We start from the raw sequence: 26,723 nt of genomic DNA, 5'->3' as shown, positions 1-26,723 counted from the left end.
CTTCCTCGTAATTATGGGGTGTAATCTGTGATAGCAGAAAACGCCACCCCGTTTTCGCGTTGCTCAAGCACTTGGGTAAAGTAATCTCGAGCTGATTTAGAGCGATGAAATACGGTTTTTAAAACATCGCCATCCGATGATTCAATAGCCTGCTCTAACAGGGCTAAGTCGGATTGAAATTTGCGCAGGATTTTAAGCGTTGCGTCTTGATTGGTCAAAAATACATCGTGCCACATGGTGGGATCCGAGGCGGCAATGCGCGTAAAGTCACGAAAACCACCGGCTGCATAGCGAAATATTTCTCTATTATCCGATTCACGCGCCAAAGTATCTACTAAAGAGAAAGCCAACAAATGAGGCAAATGGCTTGTGGCGGCCAACACTTCATCGTGTCTATCTACAGGCATCGTCACAACATCGGCACCGACCGCAGTCCACAATTTTGAAATGAGCGCAATTGCGTCAGCACTGCTTTGCTCTAACGGCGTAAGAATGTGCAAATGTTTTTCAAATAAATGCGGATTAGCCGCCTTAACGCCACTTTTCTCAGCACCGGCTATTGGATGACCAGGAACAAAACAACTCGGTATTGCGCCTAATTCAGCTTCGACTTGCTTTACAACCGCGCCCTTCACACTGCCCACATCGGTTAGCACTTTTGCGCGGGGTATTAAATGCTTAATTTGCTTTAACACCGCACCAATGGCTTTAACGGGGACAGCCAAAACAATGACATCCACTTGCTCTAGATTTGAGAACTGGTCAACCACCTCATCTATCACCCCCGAATCCAACGCAATTTTAGGCACTTCGACTTGTTGATCCGCCCCCAAAACTCTGGCCGACTCAGTTGCTTTTAGCGCTTTCCCGAAAGAAGCGCCTATTAGACCCAAGCCAATAATCAATACCGACGGTTTAGAAGTACTCACTTACAACACGCCCTTAGGATAAGAGCCAAGTACTTTGACATCGACAGCCGTTTCTCGAATAGCATTAATAACCTTAATGGCCGATTCATCTTCGCAATGGCCTGCGAAATCGATGAAGAATACGTAGGTCCAATTTCCAGTCATTGAAGGACGGGTTTCTAATCGCGTCATATCAACACCGAATTCATTGAAAGGCTTCAATAAGTGGTACAGGGCTCCTGGCTCGTTACGCATAGAAACCACCAGCGAGGTCTTATCTTCGCTCGAAGGTCCAACTTGCTCGGTGCCAATAATTAAGAATCGGGTTGAGTTATCGGGTGAGTCTTCAATTTTTGATTCCACAATCTCCAAATCATATAAACTGGCCGCCAGCTCGCCTGCAATGGCCGCAGAATTCCACTCACCTTGCACGCGCTTTGCCGCTTCGGCATTACTGCTAACAGCAATACGCTCAGCATGTGGCATATGAGCGTCTAGCCACTTACGACATTGAGCCAAACTTTGCTGGTGACTGTATATACGTGAAATTTTATCGTGCTTCGTATTAGGACCCGCTAACAAGTGATGGTGAATTCGTAACTCAACTTCGCCGCAAATTTTAATGTTGGATGTAATGAAGGTATCAAGAGTATGATTCACAATACCTTCGCTAGAATTCTCAACCGGCACTACGCCATAGTTGCAAGCGCCGGCTTCAACTTCTCGGAAAACCTCATCAATGGCGGGCATCGGCTTGGTTTTTACCCATTGCCCAAAATGCTTCAAGGCAGCTTGTTGAGTAAAGGTGCCTTCTGGCCCCAAATAAGCAACCTCCATAGGCTTTTCGAGTGCCAAACAGGCCGACATAATCTCTCGAAATAACTTAGCCATGTCTTCATTACCAAGCGGCCCAGGGTTTCGATCCATTACACTGGTTAATACCTGCGCCTCTCGCTCAGGGCGATAAAACACAGCTCCAGCATTGCCGGAGGCCTTCATCTTCACTTCGGCGACTTTCATAGCACAATTGGCGCGCTTTGATATTAGGGCTAATATTTCAGTATCTAGCCGATCAATTTCTTCTCTAAGCTGCATTAATGCAGATTCATCGGCTTGAGTTAAGGATTCAGGTTTGTCAGACATAAGCATTCTCGATAAATGGTATAAATGGGGTATCTAACAGCATTGTTGGTGAAACTGGAGTATTGATCAATGCCCATTGTTTGCAACTTAGCATTGCACTGGCTGCATAATCATTGGCTGGGTCGAAAAACGCACTCAGCGGGCAATAGGTTAACGACATTGCCCGCTTAATGTTATACGAACTTAGCTTTCGTCTGAATCACTAGGCTCGTCTGAACCTTCTTGCGAAGGAGCAGCGTCGGCCGCTTCACCTGAATCGCCATCAGAAACTAGGGTTTCAATTTCTTCGGGCTCTTCAATGCGCTCAATACTCACAAGTGCTTCATCTTCAGCTACTCTGATCAAACGAACGCCTTGCGTATTTCGTCCTAACACAGAGATTTGGTCCACACCGGTACGTACCAGAGTGCCCTTATTACTGATCAACATCACTTCGTCGCCATCGAACACTTGTTTCGCGCCTACTAATGCACCGTTACGCTCACTAGTGACCATTGCAATGACGCCTTTAGTGCCACGGCCTTTCGTTGGAAACTCCTCAACACTGGTTCGCTTACCGTAGCCACGCATAGAGGCCGTTAATACCGTTCCGTTTTCTTCAGGTACGATTAACGAAATTACTTGCTGATCTTTTTCTAGTGAAATACCCCGAACACCTCGGGCTGTTCGCCCCATGGCTCGTACGTTTTCTTCTTTAAAGCGAACAACTTTACCGGCATCAGAAAGCAACATAACTTCACGCTCACCGTCGGTAAGTGCAACGCCTACTAAGTGATCACCTTCATCCAGAGAAAGCGCAATTAATCCGCTGCTACGAGGGCGAGAGAAGGCATCTAATGAAGTTTTCTTAACTGTACCGCTTGCTGTCGCCATAAAAATAAAGTGATCAGCATCGTATTCACGAATCGGCAAAATGGCTGTTACACGCTCTTCCGCGTCTAGCGGCAGCAAGTTCACCATTGGCCGGCCTTTCGCGGCACGGCTGGCTTGCGGAATCTCAAATACTCGCAACCAGTAAACCTTACCAAAGTTAGAGAAGCATAAAATGGTGGCGTGGGTGCTGGTAACCAATAGGTGCTCAATAAAGTCTTCATCTTTCAACGCTGATGCAGAACGCCCTTTACCACCGCGCTTTTGGGCTTCATATTCGGTTAACCGCTGAGTTTTCGCATAACCGGCATGAGAGATTGTCACCACCATATCTTCTTCGGTGATTAAATCTTCCATCGACAAATCTAAACGGGAGGTAAGAATTTCAGTTTTACGCTCGTCACCAAAATCGGCTTTAACTTGCTCAAGCTCTTCACGAATAATCTCCATGAGTCGCTCATAGCTGTTCAAAATACGCAAATATTCACCAATATCGTCGATAATGGCCTTATATTCACCGATCAGCTTGTCATGTTCCAAGCCCGTTAACTTCTGCAGTCGCATGTCGAGAATTTGCTGGGCCTGCTCAGGAGACAGGTGATAACGCTCATCGCGCACGCCATACTGTTCTTCGAGCTCCTCAGGGCGACAAACATCAGCACCTGCACGCTCCAACATAGCCGATACATCACCTAATGCCCAAGATCGCGCCAACATGCGTTCTTTCGCTTCAGCACCGGTTGCAGAGGTACGAATAAGCTCGATCATTTCATCAATGTTAGCCAATGAAATAGCCAAGCCTTCTAAAATATGACCACGCTGACGAGCTTTACGAAGGTCAAAAATCGTACGACGCGTAACAACTTCACGACGATGGCGAACAAATGCTTCAAGCAATTGCTTAAGATTTAGGACCTTAGGCTGGCCATCAACTAGCGCAACGGTATTGATACCAAATACCGTTTCAAGCTGCGTTTGAGCGTATAAGTTATTTAATAGTACATCGCCCGATTCGCCACGTTTTAGGTCTATCGCGATACGTAAACCGTCTTTATCGGATTCATCGCGCAGCTCGGCAATGCCTTCAATTTTCTTTTCTTTCACGAGTTCGGCAATTTTTTCAACCAAACGCGCTTTGTTCACCTGATACGGAATTTCATGAACGATAATGCTTTCACGGCCAGACTTTTCATCGACTACGACATCAGCCTTAGCTCGCATGTATATGCGGCCACGGCCGGTGCGATAGGCTTCGACAATACCTTTACGACCATTAATATAGGCACCTGTTGGGAAATCGGGGCCAGGAATGTATTCCATTAAACCGTCGATATCTATCTCAGGGTTATCTATAAGGGCTAATGCGCCATCGACGACTTCATTCAAGTTGTGCGGGGGAATGTTGGTGGCCATGCCTACCGCAATACCTGAAGAACCGTTTACCAATAAATTAGGGATTCGTGTAGGCAGTACTTCGGGGATTAATTCAGTACCGTCATAGTTTTCGACATAGTCGACCGTTTCTTTTTCAAGATCGGCCAAAAGCGAATGAGACAGTTTTTCCATACGAATTTCGGTATAACGCATGGCGGCGGCAGAGTCGCCATCGATCGAACCGAAGTTACCTTGACCATCGACCAGGGTATAGCGCATAGAGAAAGGCTGTGCCATACGTACGATAGTGTCGTAAACAGCTGAATCACCATGTGGGTGATACTTACCGATTACATCACCAACAACACGCGCCGATTTTTTATACGGCTTATTCCAATCGTTGTTTAATACATTCATGGCGAACAACACACGCCTATGTACGGGCTTAAGACCGTCTCGTACATCGGGCAATGCACGCCCAACAATAACGCTCATGGCGTAATCTAAGTATGATTGTTTTAATTCTTCTTCAATATTGATGTGAAGAATTTCTTTGGCTAGTTCACCCATCTAATTCGCTATCCTTCTTATCGAGCCTTAGCGGTTGTTCCACTGGCTACTTTCTGATGTCGCTGACTACTCACGAAAGGAGAAATCATACCACAAATCAATGAGATAGACAGTTTCAGCCGACATATAAATAGCAAGGCCTGAAAGCTTAGCTATACTCCGTTCAACAGCTGTAATTTTACCGAGGCACAACCCTATGCGGCCACTCGTGGCGGTCATTATTCCAACATTTTCCCAAACGATCGAGCAGCGAATCTGCTTAGGGTTATCTGAAGCTTTTCAGCACACCGAAATAGAAGTGCTCTTTGCGCCTGTGGGCTATATCTCAGCGCCCGAAGCTTGGCAAGAAAGTGATTTGCAATGCCATAAAGATATAGTCGACCTCAAGCCTAGCTTGGTTGTTTTTTATACGGGCGGATTAACCTACTTAACTAATATAGAAACGATACTGCGAATTTTAGACGTCTATAAAGGCATCCCCAGTATTCACATGGGGCAAAAAATAGATCAACAGCCTGCTGTACTGATAGACAATTACCAAGGCATGAGAGACTTGATTCATGCTGTTCTATTAAAGAAACCACAGCCCAAAATTGCTTTTTTGAGCGGCCCATTTTCCAATACCGAGAGTCAACTTCGCCAACAGGCGCTTTTTGATGAATGCAATACGCACGGTGTTGACCCAACCAGTATCGATATTCTCGAGGGGGACTTCACCTCTTTACACGCAAAACACACCTTTTCCGAATATTGGAAGGCACAAACCGAAAAGCCAAACATCATAGTCTGTGCCAACGACCTCATGGCGAAGGGCGTCCTAGATGCTTTTCGGCTACTAGGTATTAATTGCCCTGATGATTGCTGGGTGACAGGTTTTGACGATTTTGAATATGCTCAATACATGACGCCGGGCCTAAGTACTGTGCTTTATCCAGCTCACGAACTTGGCTTAAAAGCAGGTCGATTAGCGATAGAAATGTTAGAAGGTAAAAGACCACAAGATATACTATTAAAAACTCGACCCAAGTTAAGAGGGTCAACCGGCCACGTAAGTAGCAATCAAAAACATATGCGTGAGCGCCTTGTGGATCTTTGGCAATTTATTCAAGAACGAGACTTAACCTCAAGAAAATTTTCAATTGTTCAGCAAATTCACGCGACGGACCGTGTCGAAGATATCCTCCCAAACATTCAAAGTGATCTCGACGCTATCGCTATAGATGAAATGTTTATTTTTAAGCGTCCGAGCCACAATGCCAATGATTTTGTAGTATTTGAAAAACATCCCGATCTAACTTTTGGTGAAAAAGACTTATCCAAACACTATTGGGTGTTCTGCCCTCTTGTTACTCAGCACCTAAATTATGGATACACCTTAACGCGGTGTAATAAACATGCCGTTGAATTGGTTGAATTTTTTAGCCCGCAAATTTCAGAAATTCAACATCGTCATTTTATGCAATCTAAAAACGATCAATTGAGAACGCAGAATGAGTTATCTGAACGCATGGCTTCTCTTGGTCGGCTTGTCGCAGGGGTTGCACATGAAGTTAATACACCTGTTGGGTCGGGTAAGCTTGCGGCGTCTTCATTATTAGACGACATCAGGCAAATCTCTTCCAAGCTTCACAATAATACGATGACACGAAGTGAGTTCGACCGCTTTTTAATAGAAATGGAAGAGCACGCAAGTTTAATTTTTAATAGCTTAGACAGAGCCGCTGAGCTGATCAGTAACTTTAAACTGGTATCGGTTGATCAATCGGTTGAAGAAACTCGGCAGTTAGCGCTTGGAGAATACATCACACTTATTATAGGTAGCTTAAAGCACGAGTTTAAGCACACAAAAATCACCATCACTACCGATCTAGACGCCAGTATTGAAACCATCACTTTCCCTGGAATTGTTGCTCAACTATTAACCAACGTACTTCTCAATGCAAAACAACACGGCTTTGCTATGGGTCAAGACGAAGGAACAATTCACGTTTCACTTAAAAAAGCCCCCGAAGGCTTTAAGCTATCAATTACAGATAATGGCAAAGGTGTAAATGAAGATGCACTAGAGAACATGTTCGAACCGTTCTACACAACTGCACGCGCACAAGGCGGCAGTGGCTTAGGCATGTACATCGTTTATAACATCGCTAATCAAAAGTTAAATTGGGATATTCATATTAAGAACCAACCCAAAAAAGGCTTTGCTATCGCCTTTACCCCAAAAAAAGATTCATTCGCTTAATTGAGCCATTTTTTTTATCATACCGCTATTGACTCAACAGACAGGATTACCCATGCAAACTGTAGACACCCTGATTCACGCTAGCTGGATTATTACCGTTAACGCAGATCGTGACGTACTGACCGATCACAGCCTTGCCATCAAAGATGGCGCAATTGTGGCGATAGTGCCTCAATCTGAAGCATCCAGCTCGTTTCAAGCCAATGAAACTGTTGATCTAAACGGCCAAGCTATCATGCCTGGCATGGTAAATACGCATGGCCATGCGGCCATGGTACTGTTTCGCGGAATGGCCGATGATTTAGCCCTGCAAACTTGGTTAAACGATCACATTTGGCCAGCTGAAGGTACTTGGGTAAGCCATGAGATGGTTGGCGATGGTACAGAATTAGCGGCAGCCGAAATGATTCGCTGCGGTACCACTACCTTCTCTGATAACTACTTTTTCCCTGATGCCGCTGCCGAGCGAGTGGTCAAAGCAGGTATGCGCGCGCAACTGTGTTTTCCAACCATCGATTTCCCAACAGCTTGGGCTAAAACACCCGATGAACACATCGACCAGGGCGTCGCTGTCATGGAACAATACAAAGGTCACAGCCACATTAAGGTGAACTTTGGTCCGCATGCGCCCTACTCGTGTTCGGATGAGCCGCTCATTCGCATCAAAGAATTGGCCGAAAAATACGACGTTGGCATTCAAATGCATGTTCATGAAACTCAAGGTGAAGTTGACGATGAAACGACTCGCCGCGGCCAACGCCCAGTGCGTCGCTTAAAAGAATTAGGTTTGTTAAGCCCTAAATTCCAAGCCGTTCACATGACAGCTTTAAGCGATGAAGACATTCAAGACATCGTAGAAACTGGCGCACACGTGATGCATTGCCCAGAATCTAACCTCAAGCTGGCAAGCGGATTTTGCCCGGTCGACAAATTGCAAAAAGCAGGCGTAAACGTAGCACTGGGAACCGATGGCGCTGCGAGTAACAACGATTTAGATATGCTCAGTGAAATGCGTACCGCCGCAATGCTCGCGAAAGCCGTCAGCTCTAATGCTGTGGCCCTCCCCGCCGCTGAAGCCATCGCAATGGCCACCATAAACGGTGCAAAAGCATTAAGTTGGGATGATCAGATAGGCAGCTTAGAAGTTGGCAAACGTGCCGACATTACCTCCATTGCTTTAGACGATCTTGAGTCTCAACCAATCTTTGAGCCAATGTCTCACATCGTCTATGCCAGCTCTCGTGATCAGATCAAAAACGTTTGGGTAGATGGTAAGCAGCTTCTTAAAGATCGCGAGCTAACGACGCTAGATAAAGCCGCTATTGTTGCGAACGCCAAGCAATGGCAGGCCAAAATCAGAGGTTAATCGACAGTTCTTTAGATTTGTTCGTCGTTGCTAAATCAAGTAACGGCGAACAAATACTGTGATCTCCCTTCTTTTCACGTCATAATAGTCGCCACTTTAAAATTTTATACTCGCAAGGAGTACTGTGTGGCTGCGAATGTTGATCCGTCTGAATTAGCCAAGTTTGAAGCGCTTGCCAGCCGTTGGTGGGATCGCGATTCAGAGTTTAAACCCCTTCACGATCTCAACCCTATTCGAATGAACTATATCGACCAGCAAATAAACGTTGCTGGACTCAATGTCTTAGATATTGGGTGCGGAGGCGGAATTTTATCGGAAACACTCGCTAAGCGTGGTGGCAATGTACTGGGTATTGATATGACAGACGCGCCTCTGAAGGTGGCTCAATTGCATGCCTTAGAAAGTGGCATAACCAACTTACAATACAAACAAATAACGGCCGAAGATTTAGCCGTTGAGCGCGCAGGTCAGTTTGATGTCATTACTTGCATGGAAATGCTTGAGCATGTGCCTGACCCATTGTCGGTTATTAAAGCCATTTCGACACTGTTAAAGCCTGGCGGCACAGCTATATTTTCAACCATTAATCGCAACCCTAAAGCTTGGGTTATGGCAATTGTCGGGGCTGAATACGTTTTAAATTTAGTTCCTAAAGGCACTCATGAATACAAGAAGCTGCTCAAACCTTCTGAGCTTGCCAATGGTGCTCGGCAAGCGCAATTGCAAGTAAAAGGTTTTAAAGGCACAAGCTACAACCCGATAACAAAAGATTTTAAGCTGACCGAAGATGTCTCCGTCAATTATATGATGACCACTCAAAAGCCGTCGAATTAAACATAGGTATTACATGACTCAACCAACCCAACAATCAATCGAGCTGGCCAATAAACCCGATTCACTCAAGGGTAAAACTCTTTTAATTACTGGAGCCAGTGACGGTATTGGCAAAGCTGCAGCCTTAGATTTTGCTCGTCACGGTGCTAATATTATTTTACTCGCTCGCAACCAAGATAAGCTTGAGCAAGTTTATGACCAAATAGAATCTGAAACCAATACCCAGCCAATCATCTTCCCCTACGACCTAAATGTACTTTCGTTGGAAGTTGCTAAAGAAATGACTTACGCCATTGAACAAGAGTTCGGCAGCCTAGACGGTATTTTGCACAACGCCTCATTATTAGGCAGTAAAATGTCGATCAGCCAGTACCCTGAAAATGAGTGGAATGAAGTCATCAACGTCAATTTAAACAGTGCGTTTTTATTAACCCAAGCCATGCTACCGCTGATCGAAGCATCGGACTCAGGCCGTATAGTGTTTACGACTTCTAGCGTGGGTCGGCAAGGGCGTGCTTTCTGGGGCGCTTATGGCGTCTCTAAATTTGCAACAGAAGGTTTAATGCAAACATTGGCCGCTGAATTGGGCAACCAAACTAATATTAGAACCTTTGCTATTAACCCAGGCGGCACACGCACCAACATGCGAGCAAGCGCCTACCCTGGAGAGCATCCCGAATCCGTTCCCGCCCCTGAAGCACACATGCCGCTGTATAGATATTTGTTTTCAGACCATTCACAAGAGCACAATGGGCTTTCAATTGATGCAGCCGATTACTTGAGCAAATAGCAGTCAAACATGCGCCAGTTAATGAAGTAGCTGGCGTTATTTTTTTGTCACTCTCTCATTTGAAACGACATTTTCCTGCCAGTTCAATCAAGAAAAACGGTCAATCGCTTCCGTATTTGCATTCCGAAACCTTCTAAAAATTCGCTAACCCCTTGATATAACTATGTTTTAGCCTTCTGGCACAGTATTCGCTATACAACACCATACGAATAACTGCCTTCTGGTGAACTACATGGCTAGCAGCTTTACACAGCATGATTTTGGAACGCAAGCAAAGAACCATCCATTTCCTATGGATGTTTCCTCTATTTCAATTGATTCTTTAACACCAGATCGATTAAAAGACTTTCGTTTACATTTGTTCAGCCACTTACAAACGACGCTTGAAATTGAGCAGCTCATAGACATTTTTTACCGTCACCTCAAGCAGCTTATTCCTGTATCTGGCATTGAATATAACCATGCAGATAAGATGATAGACATGCATGTAGGGCGCATCAGTAAGCATCGGTGCAATTACCAACTCAACATGAGCCAACAACAATTTGGCGATATTGCCTTCACACGAAGCAAGCGTTTCTCTGAAAAAGAGCTAAGCACGATCGAATCCATTATGGATGTCATAATTTTTCCGTTGCGTAACGCACTAAAATATCGAGATGCCCTCTCAACAGCCATGATTGATCCGTTAACGGGTCTTAATAATCGAGGCGCAATGTCTATTGCCTTAACGCGTGAATTGGAGCGCACTCGTCGCCATGAAGATCAAGATATGAGTTTAATGATGATCGATATTGATCACTTTAAAACCATTAACGATCGATACGGGCATTTATCTGGAGATGACGTTTTACGACAAGTGGCTCGAGTGATACAACAATCCATTCGCGCTTCGGATGCTTGCTTTCGGTTTGGAGGTGAAGAGTTTGTTATTCTTGTTACCAACACGCATTTAGCACATTCGCGTACTGTTTCTGAGCGCATTCGAGTTGCGATTGAGGAGCAGGTTAAGCTTCCGGATAAAGATTTAAAAGTTACCGCTAGTTTGGGGTTAGCCCATTATAATGGGGAATCTGACTGGCCAGAATTATTGAACCGTGCCGATAAAGCCTTATACAGCGCAAAGCAGCAAGGCCGTAATTGTGTTGTGACTTCATTAGTTAAAAAGCCTCAAAGTACCTTTGCTGAGTAACCTACGCACCTTATTAATAGGCAAAAAAAAGAGCCGTAAGGCTCTTTTTTTTACTTTCAAACTATTGGTCTAGCCAGAGCTGATACCCTTGCCCGCTGTTCGCTGGCGTGCTTGAAGTATCTACTCGCCATTGCCTTAACAAGTATGATTTTAGCGCTGTACGGCACGTCATTTTTAAAACACCGTTGTGCATACCATACTCTCGCTCCACCGCTTTTGGATGCGCTAAGGAAGGATGTGGCTTAAGCTTCAGCTCACTGATCTGATTCCACAATAAATCAGCGTCTTTTTGCTCATTTGCTTCTGGACTGCTTGATATATCCAAGACGTTTGTGATTCGGTTTATTACAAAGTCTTCGAACCGGCCAGTGCTTCTGTTAAAGGCACGGATACTCCAACGATTTCCAGAGTCTATCAAAGAATGTGGTGCAACTTCTAAAGTGCTTTCACCAATATCTTCACTGAAATAGTTGATAGAAACGGCTTTTTCTTTATGAATAGCACGGGTTAATGCCGCTAATGTTGGAATAAATGGCAGAGGCGCTTGAGTAGGCGCTTCTGATGAGATTTCAGGAAATTTAGGACCTGCGTAATCATCACCAAAACCATGCGTCAGTGCCGTTAAAACTTGTGTGCCAGTATATGAAAAAATCGGCTCAAAGCTCGGCTGAGGAACATATGATTTAATGCCATAATCATAAATGATGTTATCTGGAACCAGTTTTTTATAAAGTGCAATATCTCTGGACGCAGAAGACTCTTTTAGGCCAAATCGAAGTTGTAAATCACTGCGGTTTGCATGACCTAGAAAGTATAAACGAAACTCCAAATAAAAGAGTCGTTCCTGCTGAGGTTGGCTTTGATCTTCCAGCCGAAGTTCAGCTTTTTGATTCATCTTATTTTCTCACCCTATTTTCAATGAGTTACACTTTAAAGTTGACCCAGTTCTCTGTCAAACACCTTTCAACCGAGCGGGTAGCCTCTAAATTCGGACACTTCCCAGAATGAAAACCTTTTTAAGTGAAATCTTAATTTCATCCAACCCTTTTGATTACTTTCTCTACCAATCGCCCTACAACGCCGCCTAGCAAAGCCATTTAGATCACTAAAATGAATAACTAAGATAAATAGCGATTACATTACTTTACTATAGACTATTTTCAGTAAATCACAGGAATGATTACAAAAATGATTAGAATTAAAGTCGGATGGGGTTTACTTGAAAGGATTTCACACAATCTGGCAGGCTCTCGACCTCTTCCTGTGTCATTTGATCTGTGAAGAAAAGATCAACATATTTGAAGGTGGCAACTTTACACATAGCCTTAGCGTGCCATTTTTCTTGATCAGCTAATAAAATTTTAGTGCGGGTGTTACTGATGATCGCCCTATTTGCTTCGGCCTCGCGAATATCAAAATCCATTAGGCCATGTTGCGCATCTATACTGCCACAACTGATCACCCCAAAATCTGAAAAAAACGAACTAAAAAAATTCGTGACTTCTGGTCCAACAACATCATTATTGGCATGTCTAAATTGGCCACCCGAAACGATCACTTCTATTTCTGAGTTACTGGCTAAAGCCGAAGCCACCGACAAACTGTTCGTTAAAACTTTCAACGATGTATGGTTTAGCAACGCCGTAGCGACCTGTACTAATCCAGCGCCACCGCCTAAACTCACCGAGGCACCATTAGGTATTTGCTTAGCAATTTCACTGGCTATTTTTTGATGAGTAAGATCTAAATTAACTGAAGAAGCATTTGCAGCCGAATTAAGAGCAGCCGATGGTAAAGAAACACCACCATATCGCCTGCGCAACAAACCTTGTTCGCACAAGTGATTGATGTCACGACGAATGGTTTGAGGCGTTACCCCAAATCGATTGGAAATAGCGTCGACATCAACATGATGCTCTTCACGAACCCAATCTAAAATAATACTCTGTCGCTTTTGTGCGCTCATAACCGGTTACACATCGGTAAGTGGACTTCCTAACATAATACGCATAATTTCCAAGCCGCTATTAAACCACAAGTTAGGCTCATTGAAATAATAAAACGTGGTTTGTGAGTCAACGCCCCCAAACCACGTTCAAACCTTAAATAACCTTTTTACGAAGGCTGCTCGTTATCGCTTCACCCACAATAACTAAGAAAATAATCCCAAGTAATATTGTGGCAACCGTCTGCCATGCAAAGGTGTCAATCGACCCTTGCAGCAGAACACCAATACCACCAGCACCGACCAAACCTAACACGGTTGATTCTCGAATATTAATATCCCAGCGCAAAATAATGATGGCGAAAAAAGCAGGCATGACTTGCGGAACGATCGCATACGCAACTACTTTTAACTTAGAAGCGCCCGTTGCTTGCATGGCTTCAACCGGTTTTTTATCAATTTCTTCAATCGCTTCGCCCATCAATTTGCCAATAAAGCCTATCGAGCGGAACATAACGGCCAAAATACCGGCCAATACTCCTGGACCAAAAATCGCCACAAACAAAAGCGCCCAAATTATGGTATTTACTGAACGGCTCGATACTAAAATGAACCGCCCTATCCACAAGGTGGCTTTATTAGGGGTAGTATTCTGTGCCGCAATATAAGAAACCGGCAATGCGATAAATACCGTTAACATTGTCGAAAGTGTTGCGATGTGTACGGTTTCAACCATGGCATAAAAAATGGCTTCCCCACTGCTCATATTAGGTGGCCACATGCGCACGGCCAAACTTTGAATCTGGTTAGGCGCATCCCAAACCCAAGGCCAAAAAATATCAATATCGCTGATTGCCCAAATGACAGCCAGTAAGGTGGCAAACATGACACAATAACGAATGAGTTGTTGTTTAGGGTTGTATCGTGACCAAACGCGCTCAACCACGGCAGATTGTTGATTTACCATATTTTTTTCCTCACCCAACCACTGACACCTTCACTGATGAGAATTAATCCAATTATCAACAGTAAAATTGCAAAGGCAAAATCATAGTCGTATCGACCAAAAGCATTCATTAATGTACCGCCAATTCCGCCGGCACCGACAATCCCAACCACAGCAGAAGCGCGTAAGTTACTGTCAAGTTGATACATAGATAGGCCAATTTGGCGTGGTAATATTTGCGGGAACACACCAAACCACAAGGTCTTAAAATATCCTGCGCCAACAGAGCGCATGGCTTCTACTTGGCCCCAATCAATTTCCTCGATTTCTTCGGCTAATAATTTAGCAACAAAGCCAATTGAATAAAGCGTTAGGGTTAATACACCGGCAAATGGACCAAACCCTACGGCCGCAACAAACAAAATAGCCACAATAACAGGGTGGAAACTACGCGATAATATGATTATGGCCCGCCCTAAATAATAAACGGGCTTTGGCGCAATATTTTTGGCCGCCATGACCGCAATAGGAACGGATAAAAATAGCCCCAGCAAAGTAGCCAGAAATGCAATTTGAAAACTTTCAACAAAACCCGTAATCAATAAACTGGAACGTTGGAAGCTAGGGGGAAAAGCACCACCAAAAATTTGTCCGGCTCGAGGAATACCCTCAGCAATACGCGCCCAATCAAATGGCAACGTAGCAAAAGCCCAGAACAAATAGATAAACACCCCTAACAACAATCCGTATCGCAGTATCGGGTTGGGTATAAAATGCGGCTTTTTCCATGCGCGGCCTGGCGCATAGCTCACTGGTTCTGTCATACCGCCACTCCTGTTACCGCAGCGTCTTCATTTTCTACACCTTCTTCATCTGGTGATTCAATTCCGCCATACACGGCATCCAGTGCATCTTGATTAAAATCTTTAGGGCCACCATCAAAAATCATATTGCCATGGCGCATCCCAACAATACGGTCGGTATACATGCGTGCTTGGGTAACATTGTGAATGTTAATAAGTACCGGCAATGACATCTCTTGAGCCAAACTTTGCAGCAGCGTCATAATTTGTTGAGAAGTTTTAGGGTCTAAAGAAGCGGTCGGTTCATCGGCTAATAAAATTTCAGGCTCTTGCATCAATGCTCGTACTACTGCAACGCGTTGACGTTCACCACCAGAAAGTTCATCGGCTCTCTTATTTGCGTAATGCGCTATCCCTACCCGCTCCATCAATTGAAACGCGCGGTCAATATCGGATTGTGGAAAACGACGAGTCACGGCCTGAAACAATGAAACATAGCCTAATCGGCCTGATAGCACGTTTTCCATTACAGTTAAGCGATCTATAAGGTTAAAGCCTTGAAACACCATGCCTATTTTACGGCGTGCGTGTCGTAACTCGGCACCTCGTAAGTTAACAAGCTCTAAGCCATTTAATTTGATAGAGCCAGAGGTAGGTTCTACCAAACGGTTTATGCAGCGCAACATCGTACTTTTACCAGCACCCGATGCACCCACGATGGAAACGACACTGCTACCATCAACCGTTAAATCGAGGTTTTTTAATACGGGCTCATTACTGCCATAACTTTTAACTAAATTTGAAATTTCTAACATGACTGACACTCCATCTAACGACTACTTACACAAAAAACCAGCCCACCAACTGGGCCAGTTTTAATGCGTAAACTTAGAAAAAATTACTTAAGGTTCTCTTGAGTGTAAGTCACACCGTTTGAACGCTGAATAGTGCGAATAACTTTCCAGTTTTCTTTGTAAGTAATTGGGATAAATGTTTCAACACCGGCAAACTCTTCTCCTAAAGCCGTACCTTTAAATTCAAAGGTATAAAAAGCTTCTCGGATTTTTTCCACTAAATCTGGATGTAGGTTATGTGCATAGTTGTAAGACGTTGTAGGGAAGCGATCCGATTCCCAAACCAAGCGAACATCTTCTTCATTGTATAAACCACGTGCGGCCATACGTTCTACAACTTCCGAAGCAACCGGGGCTGCATCGTAGTCTTTAGCGACAACACCTAACATAGATTGATCGTGGCTACCTGAGTATACAATTTCATAATCTTCACCCGGTGTGACACCCATTTCAGGGAACAACGCTTTAGGCGCTAAATTACCTGAGTTAGAAGTAGGCGAAGTATGCGCAATACGCTTACCTTTGAGGTCGGTTACTTTATAAATGTCGCTGTCTTTGTGAGTGAAAACTTGCAAGGTATAACCAAACTGACCTTCAGAACCGCCCATCAATGCAAATGGCACGGCACCGGCTAAATTCACCGCAAAAGGTGTTGGTCCGGTTGAGAATCCGGCAATGTGTAGACGACCACTGCGCATCGCTTCTACTTGGGCGGCATTAGATTGAACTGCAAAGAATCGAACTTTTTTATCGGTTACTTTTTCTAAATGATCAATGAACGGCTGCCAAATGTCAGCGTAAATAGCTGGGTCTTCAACAGGTGTATAAGCGAAGATTAATGTCTTTGGGTTTTGCCACTCTGAAGAGGACGTTGGTAGATCGGCGACTAAATCACCGTTTGCATCGCAGTACATTTTATCCAAATCACCGCGCTCACAATCGGCTAAAGCTGCACCGCCAAAACCTAACATCGCCGCCATTAAAATAGCGGGCTTAGCTAGATTTTTACGCACAGTAGGAATCGAAAACGAAAGTTTTTGCATTATTTCTCTCCTTAAAACGCTGACAAGCGAAGCCGCAGAGCAAGCAAGGGCATAAAGCTAATGAACAGCGTAGATTGTTGTTTTTTTTGTATTCGATGTTCTATCGAACATACATCCTATCACCAAGTGAATATCAAAAAACAGTGGTTTTTAGGGATATTTGCTGATTTTTAATCACAACACCTCAAAAAACGATCAACAATCAACCAAATTGAGCCCATCAATGGTTAAAAAGGGGCTGGAAATCCAGCAAAAATGTTCGATTGAACATTCAGACAGTGATATTTAGCTAAGTACTGCAGTTAAGTAAACAGTGGCGTTGCTTTGATAGCCATGTAGCGAGGCATAGAAAGAAAGGATTATTCGCAATTATTCAAACGCAAAATGCAGCCAACACTTTTACCGATGGCTGCATTTTAAAAAACAGGTTATCAATTAGTGATTACGTGCAAAATGCTCAGGCAAGCCTCGCGCAATAGACACGGCTATAACGGTAGTCAAAACGGCTTTAATGATATCGCCAGGAATAAAAGGCAGCATCAATGTTGCAGCTTTTGGCAGGGTTAAGCTGGTGTTTAGCGCTAATCCAGGCACGCCGATCGCATAAAGTACTACAATGCCACCGACCGCTGATGCAATAAATGCCGCTACGGGCAGCGAAAGCTTAGAGAGCTTTTCAAAGATCCATCCAGTTGCAAACGCTGCAATTGAGTAACCAATTATAAAACCAGCGGTTCCCGTGCCAAGCATCCCTAAACCGCCTCTACCGCCCGCTAATAAAGGTAAACCTGCAAGCACGAGTAATGTGAAGACCACAATCGCGAAGAAACCATTGCGCTTTCCGATGATAATACCCGCAAGCATGACGCCCATAGATTGTGCTGTAATGGGTAAGTTAGCCGTGATATCAATTTTAGGAATCAACCCTAACGCAGCCATAATTGCCGCAAACAAGGCTATTTGGACAATGTCTATTGTTTTAAACTGAAAAGCTTTTGTACTCATATTTAGACCAATATTATTTAGTTTTTAGGTATGCCACCGCGTGCGTTTACAGCATCGGCAACGTGTTGAGAATAAACCAGCGATTGTATCACCATCGGGGCTATGATGCGCCAATAGTGCTTGCCTCCGCCACGTAAACGCCAAGCTTCGAGCAACGCATTGAGTAAGTTAACTAACACAGGGATAAACCGAATGCATAACGACATCGCAAAGGCGATTTTCTCGGTTGCTATGCCTAATTTGCTTAAAGGCGTCATTAGCCATAGAAACACATCGGTTATGTCATCCAGTGTCGACGTTAATGTGACGGCATTGGCAAGAAGGATCAGCGTACTCATTCTTAGCACCACCAATAAGCCTAACTCCCAGCTGGCCACCCACCATTGCATGGCAAATATCAGCATAAACATCCACAACATGGGTCGATATGCTTTGAGCTGACGCAGAGCACTGCGGCCAAGTGATAAATAAAGTATCAGAACGGCCAATATTGCGGCGACCCATATGACCAGCTGACTAATCGGAACCAGCACAATCGTGAGCAAGGCAAGTGTGGCCAGTTTATGGCTGGCTTCTAATCGGTGCAGCCAAGTGCGTTCATGAAGGTATAGGCTGATCATAGTGTGTTGCGATCCTGAGCGGCACGCTCATATGCAGGCAGAATGGTTTCGGGCGAGCCATCCATTCGTACTTGGCCATGATCAATCCAAATTATACGATCAAAGTCGGCAAAGCTGTTTGGTTCATGACTGACCATAATAGCTTGTTGTGGCAATGCTTGGATCACCTGAGCGAGCTGTAACCGAGTTGGGTAATCTAAGGCCGAGTATGGCTCGTCAAATAAAAGTACTGAAGGCTCCATGAGCAAAATGGATAAGATACAAAGTAATTGTTTTTGACCTTCCGACAACGATGCCACAGGGAAATCACGCCAGTGTGAACGCTCATATTGCACAAGCAGTTGTTCTGCTTTAGATATCGCCTCAGCTTTTGCGTACCCAATATTTCTCAGCCCAAAACAAAGCTCTTCTATGACCGTTGGAAATATCAGTTGATGATCCGGGTTTTGAAAAATCAGCCCCGCTGTTTTGAATAAATCTTTTTGGTGTTCATGAACGGTTTGATTGTGAACTCGTATAGTTCCGGAATCTGGCGCGAGTAGACCGCACAGCAAACGCAATAATGTGCTCTTACCAGAACCGTTATAGCCGATAATGCCCACTCTTTGTTCTGTAATGGCAAGCGACATATTTTTGAGAATCGTTTGCCCGCCTCGTGTAAGGGTGACATTTTTTAAGCTGATTTTTGTTTGATTCATAACCACTGGCAATGTTAAAGATAATGTTAATTGTACGTTGAGAGCGTCGCTTTGTCTTTAAAAGAGCCGCCAGTTACCGCGGGGTTTCCACTGGCAAGGCTGAAGATTCAGTAACTTCCTCCATCACAATATAACTTTTAGAGTGCTTAACGCCTGGCAAGGTTAATAACATATCGCCAAGTAATGCTCTATATTCCGACATATCTTCAATACGTGCTTTTAACAAGTAATCGGCATCACCTGAAACGAGGTGACATTCCATAATATAAGGTAACTGCTTAACCGCTTTATTAAAGCTTTGAAACGCATCGGGTGATTGATACGACAAAGATATTTCAACAAACACCAACATGCCAAAGCCCAGTTTTTTTGCATTCAACTTGGTGTAATAGCCTTCTATATAGCCCTCTTTTTCGAGCCTTTTAACCCGTTCAATACAGGGTGTAGAACTCAAGCCTACGGCCTCGGCTAAATCAACATAACTTACCCTTGCATCTCGCTGTAACACTCGAAGAATGCTGATATCGAGCTTATCGAGCTCTTTTTTCTTTGTTGCCGACATTTTAGATTATTTCCCTAGATTACTTTGTTATTTTAGTTATAAAGCCTGAATTTTAGCAAAAATCAAAGTAATAAACTTGTTATTTTCACATAGACTAGCCGTTTTCTAACATAACAACATCCTTGAGGGTACTCATGCATATTTCTATTTTGGGCGGTGGTGTTTTAGGTGTCGCCAGTGCTTGGTATTTAGCGAAGTCTGGTCACCAGGTTACGGTGATCGATCGACAAAGCAGCGTGGCACAAGAAACCAGCCATGCAAATGCCGGCATGATCTCGCCTGGATACAGCATGCCTTGGGCAGGTCCTGGCGTACCGCTAAAAGCCATTGGTTGGATGATGCAAGATTTGGCTCCGTTCATGATTAATGTTAAGGAGCTCGATGGTTATACCCTGTCTTGGATGATGAAAATGCTCGCCAACTGCAATGCGAAATCTTACGAAATCAACAAAGCGCGAATGCTTCGCATTGCTGAATACAGCCGCGATTGTTTTGTTGATTTACGCAAAGAACTCAACATTGAGTATGACGCTCGCCAACAAGGCACGCTGCAACTGTTTCGCAAACAAAAGCAGATAGATGCCTTACAAAAAGACATTAAGGTTTTGAAAGAGCTCGGCATTAATCACCAGGCACTCGACATGGATGGCTGCATTGAACACGAACCCGCTTTAGCCAATGTGAAAGAAAAATTCGTAGGCGGCTTACGATTACCTGGTGATGAAACTGGCGATTGCTTTAAATTCACGACCGAGCTTGCCAAAGAATGCGAAAAACTTGGGGTAAACTTTATGATGGATACCTCAATTGAACGATTAAATGAAAGTTCAGGCCGCATCACGAGCGTTTCCACAAACAATGGAACCGTAAAAGCCGACGCATTTTTGTGTGCGTTGGGCAGTTACTCGCCTCAAATTTTAAAAACCGTTGGCATTAAAGTACCTATTTACCCTATCAAAGGATATTCACTGACTTTACCTATAGAAGATGAAAGCCGTGCTCCGCAATCGACCATCATGGACGAAACTTACAAGGTTGCGGTTACGCGTTTTGAAGATCGTATTCGCGTTGGCGGAACCGCCGAAATAGCTTCCTACAACTTAGAATGCCCTGAAAAACGCCGTGCCAGTGTCGACTTTGTCATTCAAGACATGTTCCCAGGCGCAACCGATGTAAGCAAAGCAGAATTTTGGACGGGCTTGCGCCCGATGACGCCCGACAGCACTCCAGTTTTAGGCGGCACACAATATTCTAATTTGTATCTCAATACAGGCCACGGTACGCTGGGTTGGACTATGTCTTTAGGTTCGGCGAAGTTTGTCAGTGATATTATTAACAACAAACAACCCGACATAGACCCGGAAGGGCTCTCGATAGAGCGGTATGTATAATTAACGCCTCGACTCTCAATTCACAAACCTATTAAGGAAATAAAATGTCGAACAAAACGATCATCAGTACAAAAAAGGCTCCTGCAGCCATTGGTCCTTATTCACAAGCGGTAAAAGTGGGCGATACAGTATACTTATCAGGCCAAATTCCATTAAACCCTGAAACCATGGAAATGGTGACTGACTCTTTTGAAGCGCAAGCCGTTCAAGTGTTTGAGAACCTCAAAGCCGTTGCAGAGGCGGCCGGCGGTGATCTTTCAAATTTTGTGAAAATGACCATTTTATTATCCGATTTGAAATACTTTAACCAGGTAAATGAGTTAATGAGCCAGTACTTTTCAGAGCCATACCCCGCGCGTGCAGCGTATGCTGTAAAAGCACTACCAAAAGATGCCGACATTGAAATTGAAGCCATCATGGCGCTTTAACAACGTCATTTAACAATGGCAACGTGAGCCGTTGCCGTTGTTACAACTTCAAAATTAACACAACAAAAACGAGAGTAACTTCATGGCCAGAGCCGCCACTGCCACCATAAATATAGAGGCATTTCGCCACAATTACCGCCTAGCCAAATCTCTGGCTCGCTCTGCCAAAGCGGTTGCCATCATTAAAGCGGATGCCTACGGTCATGGGGCAATTAAAATGGCGTACGCATTAGAAAATGAAGCCGATGCGTTCGGTGTGGCTTGTATAGAAGAAGCCGTTGAACTACGAGAAGCTGGAATACAAAAACCTATTTTATTACTCGAAGGTTTTTTCAGTGCCGATGAACTTCAAACCATCAGCGAATTAAATTTATGGTGTGCCGTACACAGCCTTGAACAGATAGATGCCCTTGCCAACACTAAATTAATAAACCCCATTCATGTTTGGTTAAAAATGGACAGCGGCATGCACAGGTTAGGCGTTATGCCTAAAGAATACCGTTCGGCCTTTGCTAGATTAAACCAATTAGAGCAAGTGGCTGAAGTGGTACTCATGACCCACTTTGCCAACGCCGACAATATTGGCTGCCCTATAACCGCGCAACAAATGCAATGTTTTGATGAAGTTACGCACGATCTTAATGCTCCCATCAGCATCGCAAACAGTGCCGCAACTTTAGGCTACGAGAACGCTCGCCGGCAGTTTCAACGCCCAGGTATTATGTTGTACGGCGCAACTCCTTTTAGCAATCCGCATCCGATAGCGGATCAATTACAGCCCGTGATGTCGCTCACTTCAGAAATTATTGCGATACGAGAAGTACCCGCCGGTGAAGGTGTCGGCTACAGCCACCGATACGTGTGTAACCAACCAACACTAGTAGGCACAGTGGCCATGGGTTACGCCGATGGCTACCCACGCCATGCTAAAGATGGCACACCTGTGATGGTCAATGGTCAACGTACAGCCCTAATTGGCCGAGTGTCTATGGACATGCTGACGGTCGATTTAACTCAGGTAACCGGTGCTCAGGTGGGTTCAAAGGTAGAATTGTGGGGCGATTCTTTGGCGGCGGCTGAAGTAGCCACCTATTGCGATACGATTCCCTATACCCTATTTACAGGGGTCACTCGTCGAGTGCATAAGCGTTACATAAACGAATAATCGGCTAAGCATAAAAGCTGTTGCACCAATGATATTGTGGTGCAACAGCTCACTCTATAATAAAACCGTTATTCCACTAACAAACACGCCACTTTGTGCGAGTCTGTTAAGTCTTTCAGTTTTGGGTCCACTTCTTTGCATTGCTGAGTAGCTACTGGGCAACGGGTATGAAAATGACACCCAGAAGGCGGATTAATGGGTGAAGGCACATCACCGTGTAATATTTCACGCTTCTTGCGTTTGCGTGGGTCGGGCACAGGAATCGCCGCAATCAACGATTGCGTATACGGATGCTTGGGCGATTCATAAAGCGTTTGTGCATCGGCTAATTCAACAATACGACCAAGGTACATGACCGCGATGCGATCTGAAATATGTTTAACGACGGATAAATCATGCGCAATAAATATGAGCGCAAGGTTCATTTCCTTTTGAATGTCCATTAACAAATTTAAAATTTGCGATTGAACAGACACGTCTAACGCTGAAACCGCTTCATCACACACCAGCACTTTGGGTTCTAAAGCAATGGCGCGGGCAATACCGATACGTTGACGTTGGCCACCTGAAAACTCATGCGGATAGCGATTAGCCGCGTCTTTTGGCAAACCTACTTTTTCGAGTAACTCATGAACTTTGGCTAAGCGGCTGGCACGGTTACCGACGTTATGCACCAACAAAGGCTCCGCAATAATATCCCCCACGGTGTGCCGGGCATTTAACGATTCCATTGGGTCTTGAAACACCATTTGCATGCTTTTACGCAGGTTACGTAGTTCTTTGCCACTGGTATCGGTAATGTCTTGCTGGTCATAAAAAATAGAACCTGAAGTCGGTTCGTACAGCTTTAACAAAGTACGGCCAAGCGTACTCTTACCGCAGCCAGACTCCCCGACTAACCCTAAGGTTTCACCAGGCTGTAAATTAAAACTCACGCCATCCACGGCATGTACAAAATGCGCGGGCGACAATAATCCGCTTTTCAATTTAAAATGCTGGGTGAGTTCGTTTACCGATAAAATTGCATCACTCATTGTGCTTCTCCTACCGCTGCAACTTGCACGGGATTTGATTCCACCAGCCAGCAGGCTACTTGGTGTTCTTTTCCATAAAACTGTAATTCAGGGGTTGCTTTGCATTGCTCGGTAACATTTGGGCATCGGCTTGCGTAACGGCAGCCAGGAGGCATATCCATTAAACTAGGTACCTGCCCCGCAATGGTTGGTAAAACCGTTTTAGGCGTACCGTCTAACCTAGGAATAGAAGCCAGTAAACCTTGCGTGTAAGGGTGTTGAGGTTTTTCAAAAATATCGAACACGCTGGCTTGCTCTGCAACACGTCCGGCGTACATGACCACTACTTCATCACACATTTCAGCAACAACGCCTAAGTCATGTGTAATAAAGATAATCGACATGCCGTTTTCATCTTGTAACTTTTGCATGAGCTCTAAAATTTGCGCTTGAATGGTCACATCTAGCGCGGTCGTCGGTTCATCGGCAATCAGTACATCGGGTTCGCACGCCAGTGCAATAGCGATCATGACACGCTGACGCATTCCACCAGACAGCTGATGAGGGAACTCATCGTAGCGACGTTCTGGTTCTGGAATACCTACCTTCGCCAACATTTCAATGCTGAGCGTTCGATAGTCTTCTTTGGCTATGTTTGGCTTATGCAGCTTGAAGACTTCGGCAATTTGTTTGCCGACAGGTTGCACTGGGTTCAGTGCGGTCATCGGCTCCTGAAAAATCATAGAAATGCGGTTTCCGCGAACTTTGTAAAACTCTTCCTTTGGGATTTTTGCTAAATCTTGCCCATCGTAAAGAATTTCACCGCCATTCACACGACCATATGGGCGCGGTAAAAGCCCCATAATGGAAGAAGCGGTAACGCTTTTTCCACAACCCGATTCGCCCACAATGCCCAATGTTTTCCCTTTAGGAACATCAAAGCTTACACCGTCGAGCACCTGAACAACTCCGCTTTCAACTTCAAATTCAGTTTTTAAGTTTCGAACGGACAGGATCGGTTCACTTGTCATGCCTTACTCCAACATTTCTATGATTTCTTATGAAAAGGCTGCGCAATTGCGCAGCCTTTGAACAGTCATTTTTTAGTTTTTATTATTTCCAAGTGGTGTCGATTCGAGTCACAGACTCAAATGTTTTTCCACTCTTCATGGCTGCTTCAACAGCTTTCTTCTCTTCTGCATCTACCCAGAAGCGACCATAACAATCCGATAAGCCACCTGAACAGAATAGAGAATCTTCAAGACCCGCAGCTTCAGCAGGAACCTTCAACCACTTCCAGTGCGCCGCACGAGTAAATGGTACTGAGTACGTTGGAATATAAGCAGCATCGGCAATAACCCACTCTTGGATCGCGTGAGCGGCTTTAATTCGAACGTCTGTATCGAACTCTTCTTTATAAGTCATGATCAACTTATCTAGCTCAGGGTCCGCAGTCATTGTGAAGTTGTTGGTTTGCTCTTTAGCATTGTCTGAGTGGAAGTACTGCCAGTAAGCTGGCAGCATGCCGGCACCCATGCCAACAAAACCTGCTTTATGGTTTTTCTCTAGCATGGCTTTAAAGCCTTGCGCGCCCGCTAATAGGTTTAATTCTAAATTAAGACCCGCTTTTTTCGCTTCTTCTTGTAATACAGAAGTACGCGGCGTGTGTGCTGGGCTTAAGTAAAGTAACTCTACTTTAAGTTCTTCACCGGCGTCGTTAACTAAGAAACCATTAGGACCCATTTTGCTGTAGCCTGCTTTTGCAAAGTACTCGCGTGCTTTATCTGGATTAAATGGGAAAGCTTTAACATCTTTGTTTTCATATTTACCGTAACCAGAACCTAGGTTCTGTAAGTGCTGGTAATCGCCATACAAAGCGGCTTCTAGCATTTTAGGTACGTTCATCGCATGAGCAATACCTAAACGAATATCATGGTTAGAAAGCATAGGATCTTGCTTGTTCAACCAAACACCGGCTAAGCCCTGTGGTGTTGCATTAAACGCCCAAGTTTTTTGAATATAGCCTTTCGCATAGGCTGAGAAATCTTCGTTAAAAGAATGCCATTGCGCAGGGAAAATCATCATGTGTGCGTCTAGCTCGCCTTTGTTTAAGGCTTGTAAGGTAACGTCTGTATCGCGTATTACTTTGATACGGAACTTATCAACGTTGTAACGGCCGACCATGTATTTCTTGTCAGCAGCCCACCAATCTTTAACGCGCTTTAAGGTGATAGATTTACCCATGTCTACATCATCAATCTGATATGCAGCAACCGTAGGGAAAATGGTCCAGTTTTGCTCTTCTACCCAGTCTTCATTAAGTGCTGGACGAATGGCATGTTCTGGTAATGGACGAAGGTTAACCTGCTCATAAAGCTCATCGACAGGCTTAGCCGGACCAGAAACAACTTTTAAAGTGTACTCATCAATTTTTGTTACTTCAGAAATTTCGTTTGAGTAGTAATCGTTATACCACGGCGCTTGAATATCTTCTGAAGTCATGAATTCACGTGTAAACACGAAATCGTCTGCGGTAACTTTTTCACCATCAGACCAGCGCGCATCTTCATCAAGCTTAAAGTACATGGTGCGGTCATCGCCAGCAAATGCCCATGATTCTGCAAGATAAGGAATAAATTCACGCGTATTTGGGTGACGCTCCATTAAAGAACCAAACAAACCACGTGTCCAAGCGGCAAAAGCACCGTTTGAATCAGGACCTTCAGTACGTAAGGTTAATGGGAAAGAGCTAATACGGTAATTTACCGTTCCGCCTTTCGGTGCTTCTTGGTTTGCAAACACAGGTTGATCCATGTTCGAAATCCAAGTGAGGTTTGCAGGTAGCGACTCGCTCCAGCCATGGGCTGAGAGCATCAGCGACGCAGCGGCAACAATGCCGACAACAGGCTTTCTTAGATGACTCATAGTTTATGTTCCTTTGTTATAGTTTCGTTGTTCATT

The 26,723-nt window shown here is 44.4% G+C and carries 27 protein-coding genes; 8 read left to right on the top strand and 19 right to left on the bottom strand.

What is annotated here, in order from left to right; translation table 11 throughout:
* Positions 1 to 11 precede the first annotated feature (11 nt).
* The 5 genes from QWZ13_RS08795 to QWZ13_RS08775 all read right to left on the bottom strand — a co-directional run bounded on the left by QWZ13_RS08795 (position 12) and on the right by QWZ13_RS08775 (position 5,084).
* Positions 12 to 929, bottom strand: coding sequence for a prephenate dehydrogenase/arogenate dehydrogenase family protein (locus QWZ13_RS08795; RefSeq protein WP_290281449.1), 918 nt, complete (start codon positions 927 to 929; stop codon positions 12 to 14).
* Positions 930 to 2,051 carry a prephenate dehydratase gene (gene pheA / locus QWZ13_RS08790; protein ID WP_290281448.1) on the bottom strand — a complete coding sequence of 374 codons (1,122 nt, stop codon included), beginning with the start codon at positions 2,049 to 2,051 and terminating at the stop codon, positions 930 to 932.
* Positions 2,044 to 2,211 (bottom strand): hypothetical protein, encoded by a 168-nt coding sequence (locus QWZ13_RS08785; protein ID WP_290281447.1) that lies wholly within the window; start codon positions 2,209 to 2,211, stop codon positions 2,044 to 2,046. The genes pheA and QWZ13_RS08785 overlap by 8 nt, the downstream gene beginning before the upstream one ends.
* Before the next feature lie 23 nt (positions 2,212 to 2,234).
* A complete protein-coding gene (gene gyrA / locus QWZ13_RS08780; protein ID WP_290281446.1) occupies positions 2,235 to 4,865 on the bottom strand; it encodes a DNA gyrase subunit A in 2,631 nt (876 codons plus the stop codon).
* Between the two features lie 66 nt (positions 4,866 to 4,931).
* Positions 4,932 to 5,084 (bottom strand): hypothetical protein, encoded by a 153-nt coding sequence (locus QWZ13_RS08775; protein WP_290281445.1) that lies wholly within the window; start codon positions 5,082 to 5,084, stop codon positions 4,932 to 4,934.
* Between QWZ13_RS08775 and QWZ13_RS08770 the strand changes: the two genes are divergently transcribed.
* From QWZ13_RS08770 to QWZ13_RS08755, 4 genes are all read left to right on the top strand, one after another.
* Positions 5,062 to 7,107: a substrate-binding domain-containing protein gene (locus tag QWZ13_RS08770; RefSeq protein WP_290281444.1), complete on the top strand. Its 2,046-nt coding sequence runs from the start codon at positions 5,062 to 5,064 to the stop codon at positions 7,105 to 7,107. The two genes, QWZ13_RS08775 and QWZ13_RS08770, sit on opposite strands and share 23 nt — an antisense overlap.
* A 28-nt stretch (positions 7,108 to 7,135) precedes the next feature.
* On the top strand, positions 7,136 to 8,473 hold the full coding sequence (locus QWZ13_RS08765) for a TRZ/ATZ family hydrolase (protein WP_290281443.1): 1,338 nt from the start codon (positions 7,136 to 7,138) through the stop codon (positions 8,471 to 8,473).
* Positions 8,474 to 8,599: 126 nt separating this feature from the next.
* On the top strand, positions 8,600 to 9,307 hold the full coding sequence (ubiG, locus tag QWZ13_RS08760; protein ID WP_290283320.1) for a bifunctional 2-polyprenyl-6-hydroxyphenol methylase/3-demethylubiquinol 3-O-methyltransferase UbiG: 708 nt from the start codon (positions 8,600 to 8,602) through the stop codon (positions 9,305 to 9,307).
* A gap of 13 nt (positions 9,308 to 9,320) precedes the next feature.
* Complete coding sequence (locus QWZ13_RS08755) at positions 9,321 to 10,097, top strand: YciK family oxidoreductase (RefSeq protein ID WP_290281442.1); 777 nt, start codon at positions 9,321 to 9,323, stop codon at positions 10,095 to 10,097.
* A 133-nt stretch (positions 10,098 to 10,230) separates the two neighbouring features.
* Here the strand turns inward: QWZ13_RS08755 and QWZ13_RS08750 are convergent, their stop codons facing one another.
* Positions 10,231 to 10,353: a hypothetical protein gene (locus tag QWZ13_RS08750; RefSeq protein ID WP_290281441.1), complete on the bottom strand. Its 123-nt coding sequence runs from the start codon at positions 10,351 to 10,353 to the stop codon at positions 10,231 to 10,233.
* Between QWZ13_RS08750 and QWZ13_RS08745 the strand changes: the two genes are divergently transcribed.
* Positions 10,330 to 11,289, top strand: coding sequence for a GGDEF domain-containing protein (locus tag QWZ13_RS08745; RefSeq protein ID WP_290281440.1), 960 nt, complete (start codon positions 10,330 to 10,332; stop codon positions 11,287 to 11,289). The genes QWZ13_RS08750 and QWZ13_RS08745 overlap by 24 nt on opposite strands.
* A gap of 61 nt (positions 11,290 to 11,350) precedes the next feature.
* Here QWZ13_RS08745 and QWZ13_RS08740 read toward each other — a convergent pair whose 3' ends face one another.
* The 10 genes from QWZ13_RS08740 to QWZ13_RS08695 all read right to left on the bottom strand — a co-directional run bounded on the left by QWZ13_RS08740 (position 11,351) and on the right by QWZ13_RS08695 (position 19,765).
* Positions 11,351 to 12,184, bottom strand: coding sequence for a WYL domain-containing protein (locus QWZ13_RS08740; RefSeq protein WP_290281439.1), 834 nt, complete (start codon positions 12,182 to 12,184; stop codon positions 11,351 to 11,353).
* Positions 12,185 to 12,487: 303 nt separating this feature from the next.
* Complete coding sequence (locus QWZ13_RS08735) at positions 12,488 to 13,255, bottom strand: DeoR/GlpR family DNA-binding transcription regulator (RefSeq protein ID WP_290281438.1); 768 nt, start codon at positions 13,253 to 13,255, stop codon at positions 12,488 to 12,490.
* Between the two features lie 136 nt (positions 13,256 to 13,391).
* On the bottom strand, positions 13,392 to 14,201 hold the full coding sequence (phnE, locus tag QWZ13_RS08730) for a phosphonate ABC transporter, permease protein PhnE (RefSeq protein ID WP_290281437.1): 810 nt from the start codon (positions 14,199 to 14,201) through the stop codon (positions 13,392 to 13,394).
* Entirely contained in the window at positions 14,195 to 15,004 is an 810-nt protein-coding gene (gene phnE / locus QWZ13_RS08725) for a phosphonate ABC transporter, permease protein PhnE (protein WP_290281436.1), read from the bottom strand. The genes phnE (QWZ13_RS08730) and phnE (QWZ13_RS08725) overlap by 7 nt, the downstream gene beginning before the upstream one ends.
* Complete coding sequence (gene phnC, locus QWZ13_RS08720; protein ID WP_290281435.1) at positions 15,001 to 15,798, bottom strand: phosphonate ABC transporter ATP-binding protein; 798 nt, start codon at positions 15,796 to 15,798, stop codon at positions 15,001 to 15,003. The genes phnE (QWZ13_RS08725) and phnC overlap by 4 nt, the downstream gene beginning before the upstream one ends.
* Before the next feature lie 83 nt (positions 15,799 to 15,881).
* Positions 15,882 to 16,817, bottom strand: coding sequence for a phosphate/phosphite/phosphonate ABC transporter substrate-binding protein (gene phnD, locus QWZ13_RS08715; RefSeq protein ID WP_290283318.1), 936 nt, complete (start codon positions 16,815 to 16,817; stop codon positions 15,882 to 15,884).
* Between the two features lie 498 nt (positions 16,818 to 17,315).
* A complete protein-coding gene (locus QWZ13_RS08710) occupies positions 17,316 to 17,885 on the bottom strand; it encodes a biotin transporter BioY (RefSeq protein ID WP_290281434.1) in 570 nt (189 codons plus the stop codon).
* A 17-nt stretch (positions 17,886 to 17,902) separates the two neighbouring features.
* Positions 17,903 to 18,505, bottom strand: coding sequence for an energy-coupling factor transporter transmembrane component T family protein (locus QWZ13_RS08705; RefSeq protein ID WP_290281433.1), 603 nt, complete (start codon positions 18,503 to 18,505; stop codon positions 17,903 to 17,905).
* Complete coding sequence (locus tag QWZ13_RS08700) at positions 18,502 to 19,203, bottom strand: energy-coupling factor ABC transporter ATP-binding protein (protein ID WP_290281432.1); 702 nt, start codon at positions 19,201 to 19,203, stop codon at positions 18,502 to 18,504. The genes QWZ13_RS08705 and QWZ13_RS08700 overlap by 4 nt, the downstream gene beginning before the upstream one ends.
* Positions 19,204 to 19,276: 73 nt before the next feature.
* Positions 19,277 to 19,765 (bottom strand): Lrp/AsnC ligand binding domain-containing protein, encoded by a 489-nt coding sequence (locus QWZ13_RS08695; protein ID WP_215999130.1) that lies wholly within the window; start codon positions 19,763 to 19,765, stop codon positions 19,277 to 19,279.
* A 134-nt stretch (positions 19,766 to 19,899) separates the two neighbouring features.
* Between QWZ13_RS08695 and QWZ13_RS08690 the strand changes: the two genes are divergently transcribed.
* The 3 genes from QWZ13_RS08690 (at position 19,900) to alr (ending at position 22,749) form a co-directional block, all read left to right on the top strand.
* Positions 19,900 to 21,156 (top strand): D-amino acid dehydrogenase, encoded by a 1,257-nt coding sequence (locus QWZ13_RS08690; protein ID WP_290281431.1) that lies wholly within the window; start codon positions 19,900 to 19,902, stop codon positions 21,154 to 21,156.
* A gap of 44 nt (positions 21,157 to 21,200) precedes the next feature.
* Positions 21,201 to 21,584: a RidA family protein gene (locus QWZ13_RS08685; protein WP_290281430.1), complete on the top strand. Its 384-nt coding sequence runs from the start codon at positions 21,201 to 21,203 to the stop codon at positions 21,582 to 21,584.
* 82 nt (positions 21,585 to 21,666) lie between these two features.
* Positions 21,667 to 22,749, top strand: a complete 1,083-nt coding sequence (gene alr / locus QWZ13_RS08680; RefSeq protein ID WP_290281429.1) for an alanine racemase — start codon at positions 21,667 to 21,669, stop codon at positions 22,747 to 22,749.
* 68 nt (positions 22,750 to 22,817) lie between these two features.
* Here the strand turns inward: alr and QWZ13_RS08675 are convergent, their stop codons facing one another.
* The 3 genes from QWZ13_RS08675 to QWZ13_RS08665 all read right to left on the bottom strand — a co-directional run bounded on the left by QWZ13_RS08675 (position 22,818) and on the right by QWZ13_RS08665 (position 26,687).
* The gene (locus QWZ13_RS08675; protein WP_215999126.1) at positions 22,818 to 23,783 is read right to left on the bottom strand and encodes an ABC transporter ATP-binding protein; all 966 of its coding nucleotides are present in this window, start codon (positions 23,781 to 23,783) and stop codon (positions 22,818 to 22,820) included.
* Positions 23,780 to 24,793 (bottom strand): ABC transporter ATP-binding protein, encoded by a 1,014-nt coding sequence (locus QWZ13_RS08670; protein WP_290281428.1) that lies wholly within the window; start codon positions 24,791 to 24,793, stop codon positions 23,780 to 23,782. Before QWZ13_RS08670 ends, QWZ13_RS08675 begins: the two co-directional genes overlap by 4 nt.
* Positions 24,794 to 24,875: 82 nt before the next feature.
* The gene (locus QWZ13_RS08665) at positions 24,876 to 26,687 is read right to left on the bottom strand and encodes an extracellular solute-binding protein (protein ID WP_215999124.1); all 1,812 of its coding nucleotides are present in this window, start codon (positions 26,685 to 26,687) and stop codon (positions 24,876 to 24,878) included.
* Positions 26,688 to 26,723 lie beyond the last annotated feature (36 nt).

Source organism: Reinekea marina (genome assembly GCF_030409715.1).
GTDB classification, from domain to species: domain Bacteria; phylum Pseudomonadota; class Gammaproteobacteria; order Pseudomonadales; family Natronospirillaceae; genus Reinekea; species Reinekea marina.
Note: the sequence above shows the minus strand (reverse complement) of the source record. Positions and strands in the feature narration are given on the sequence as shown.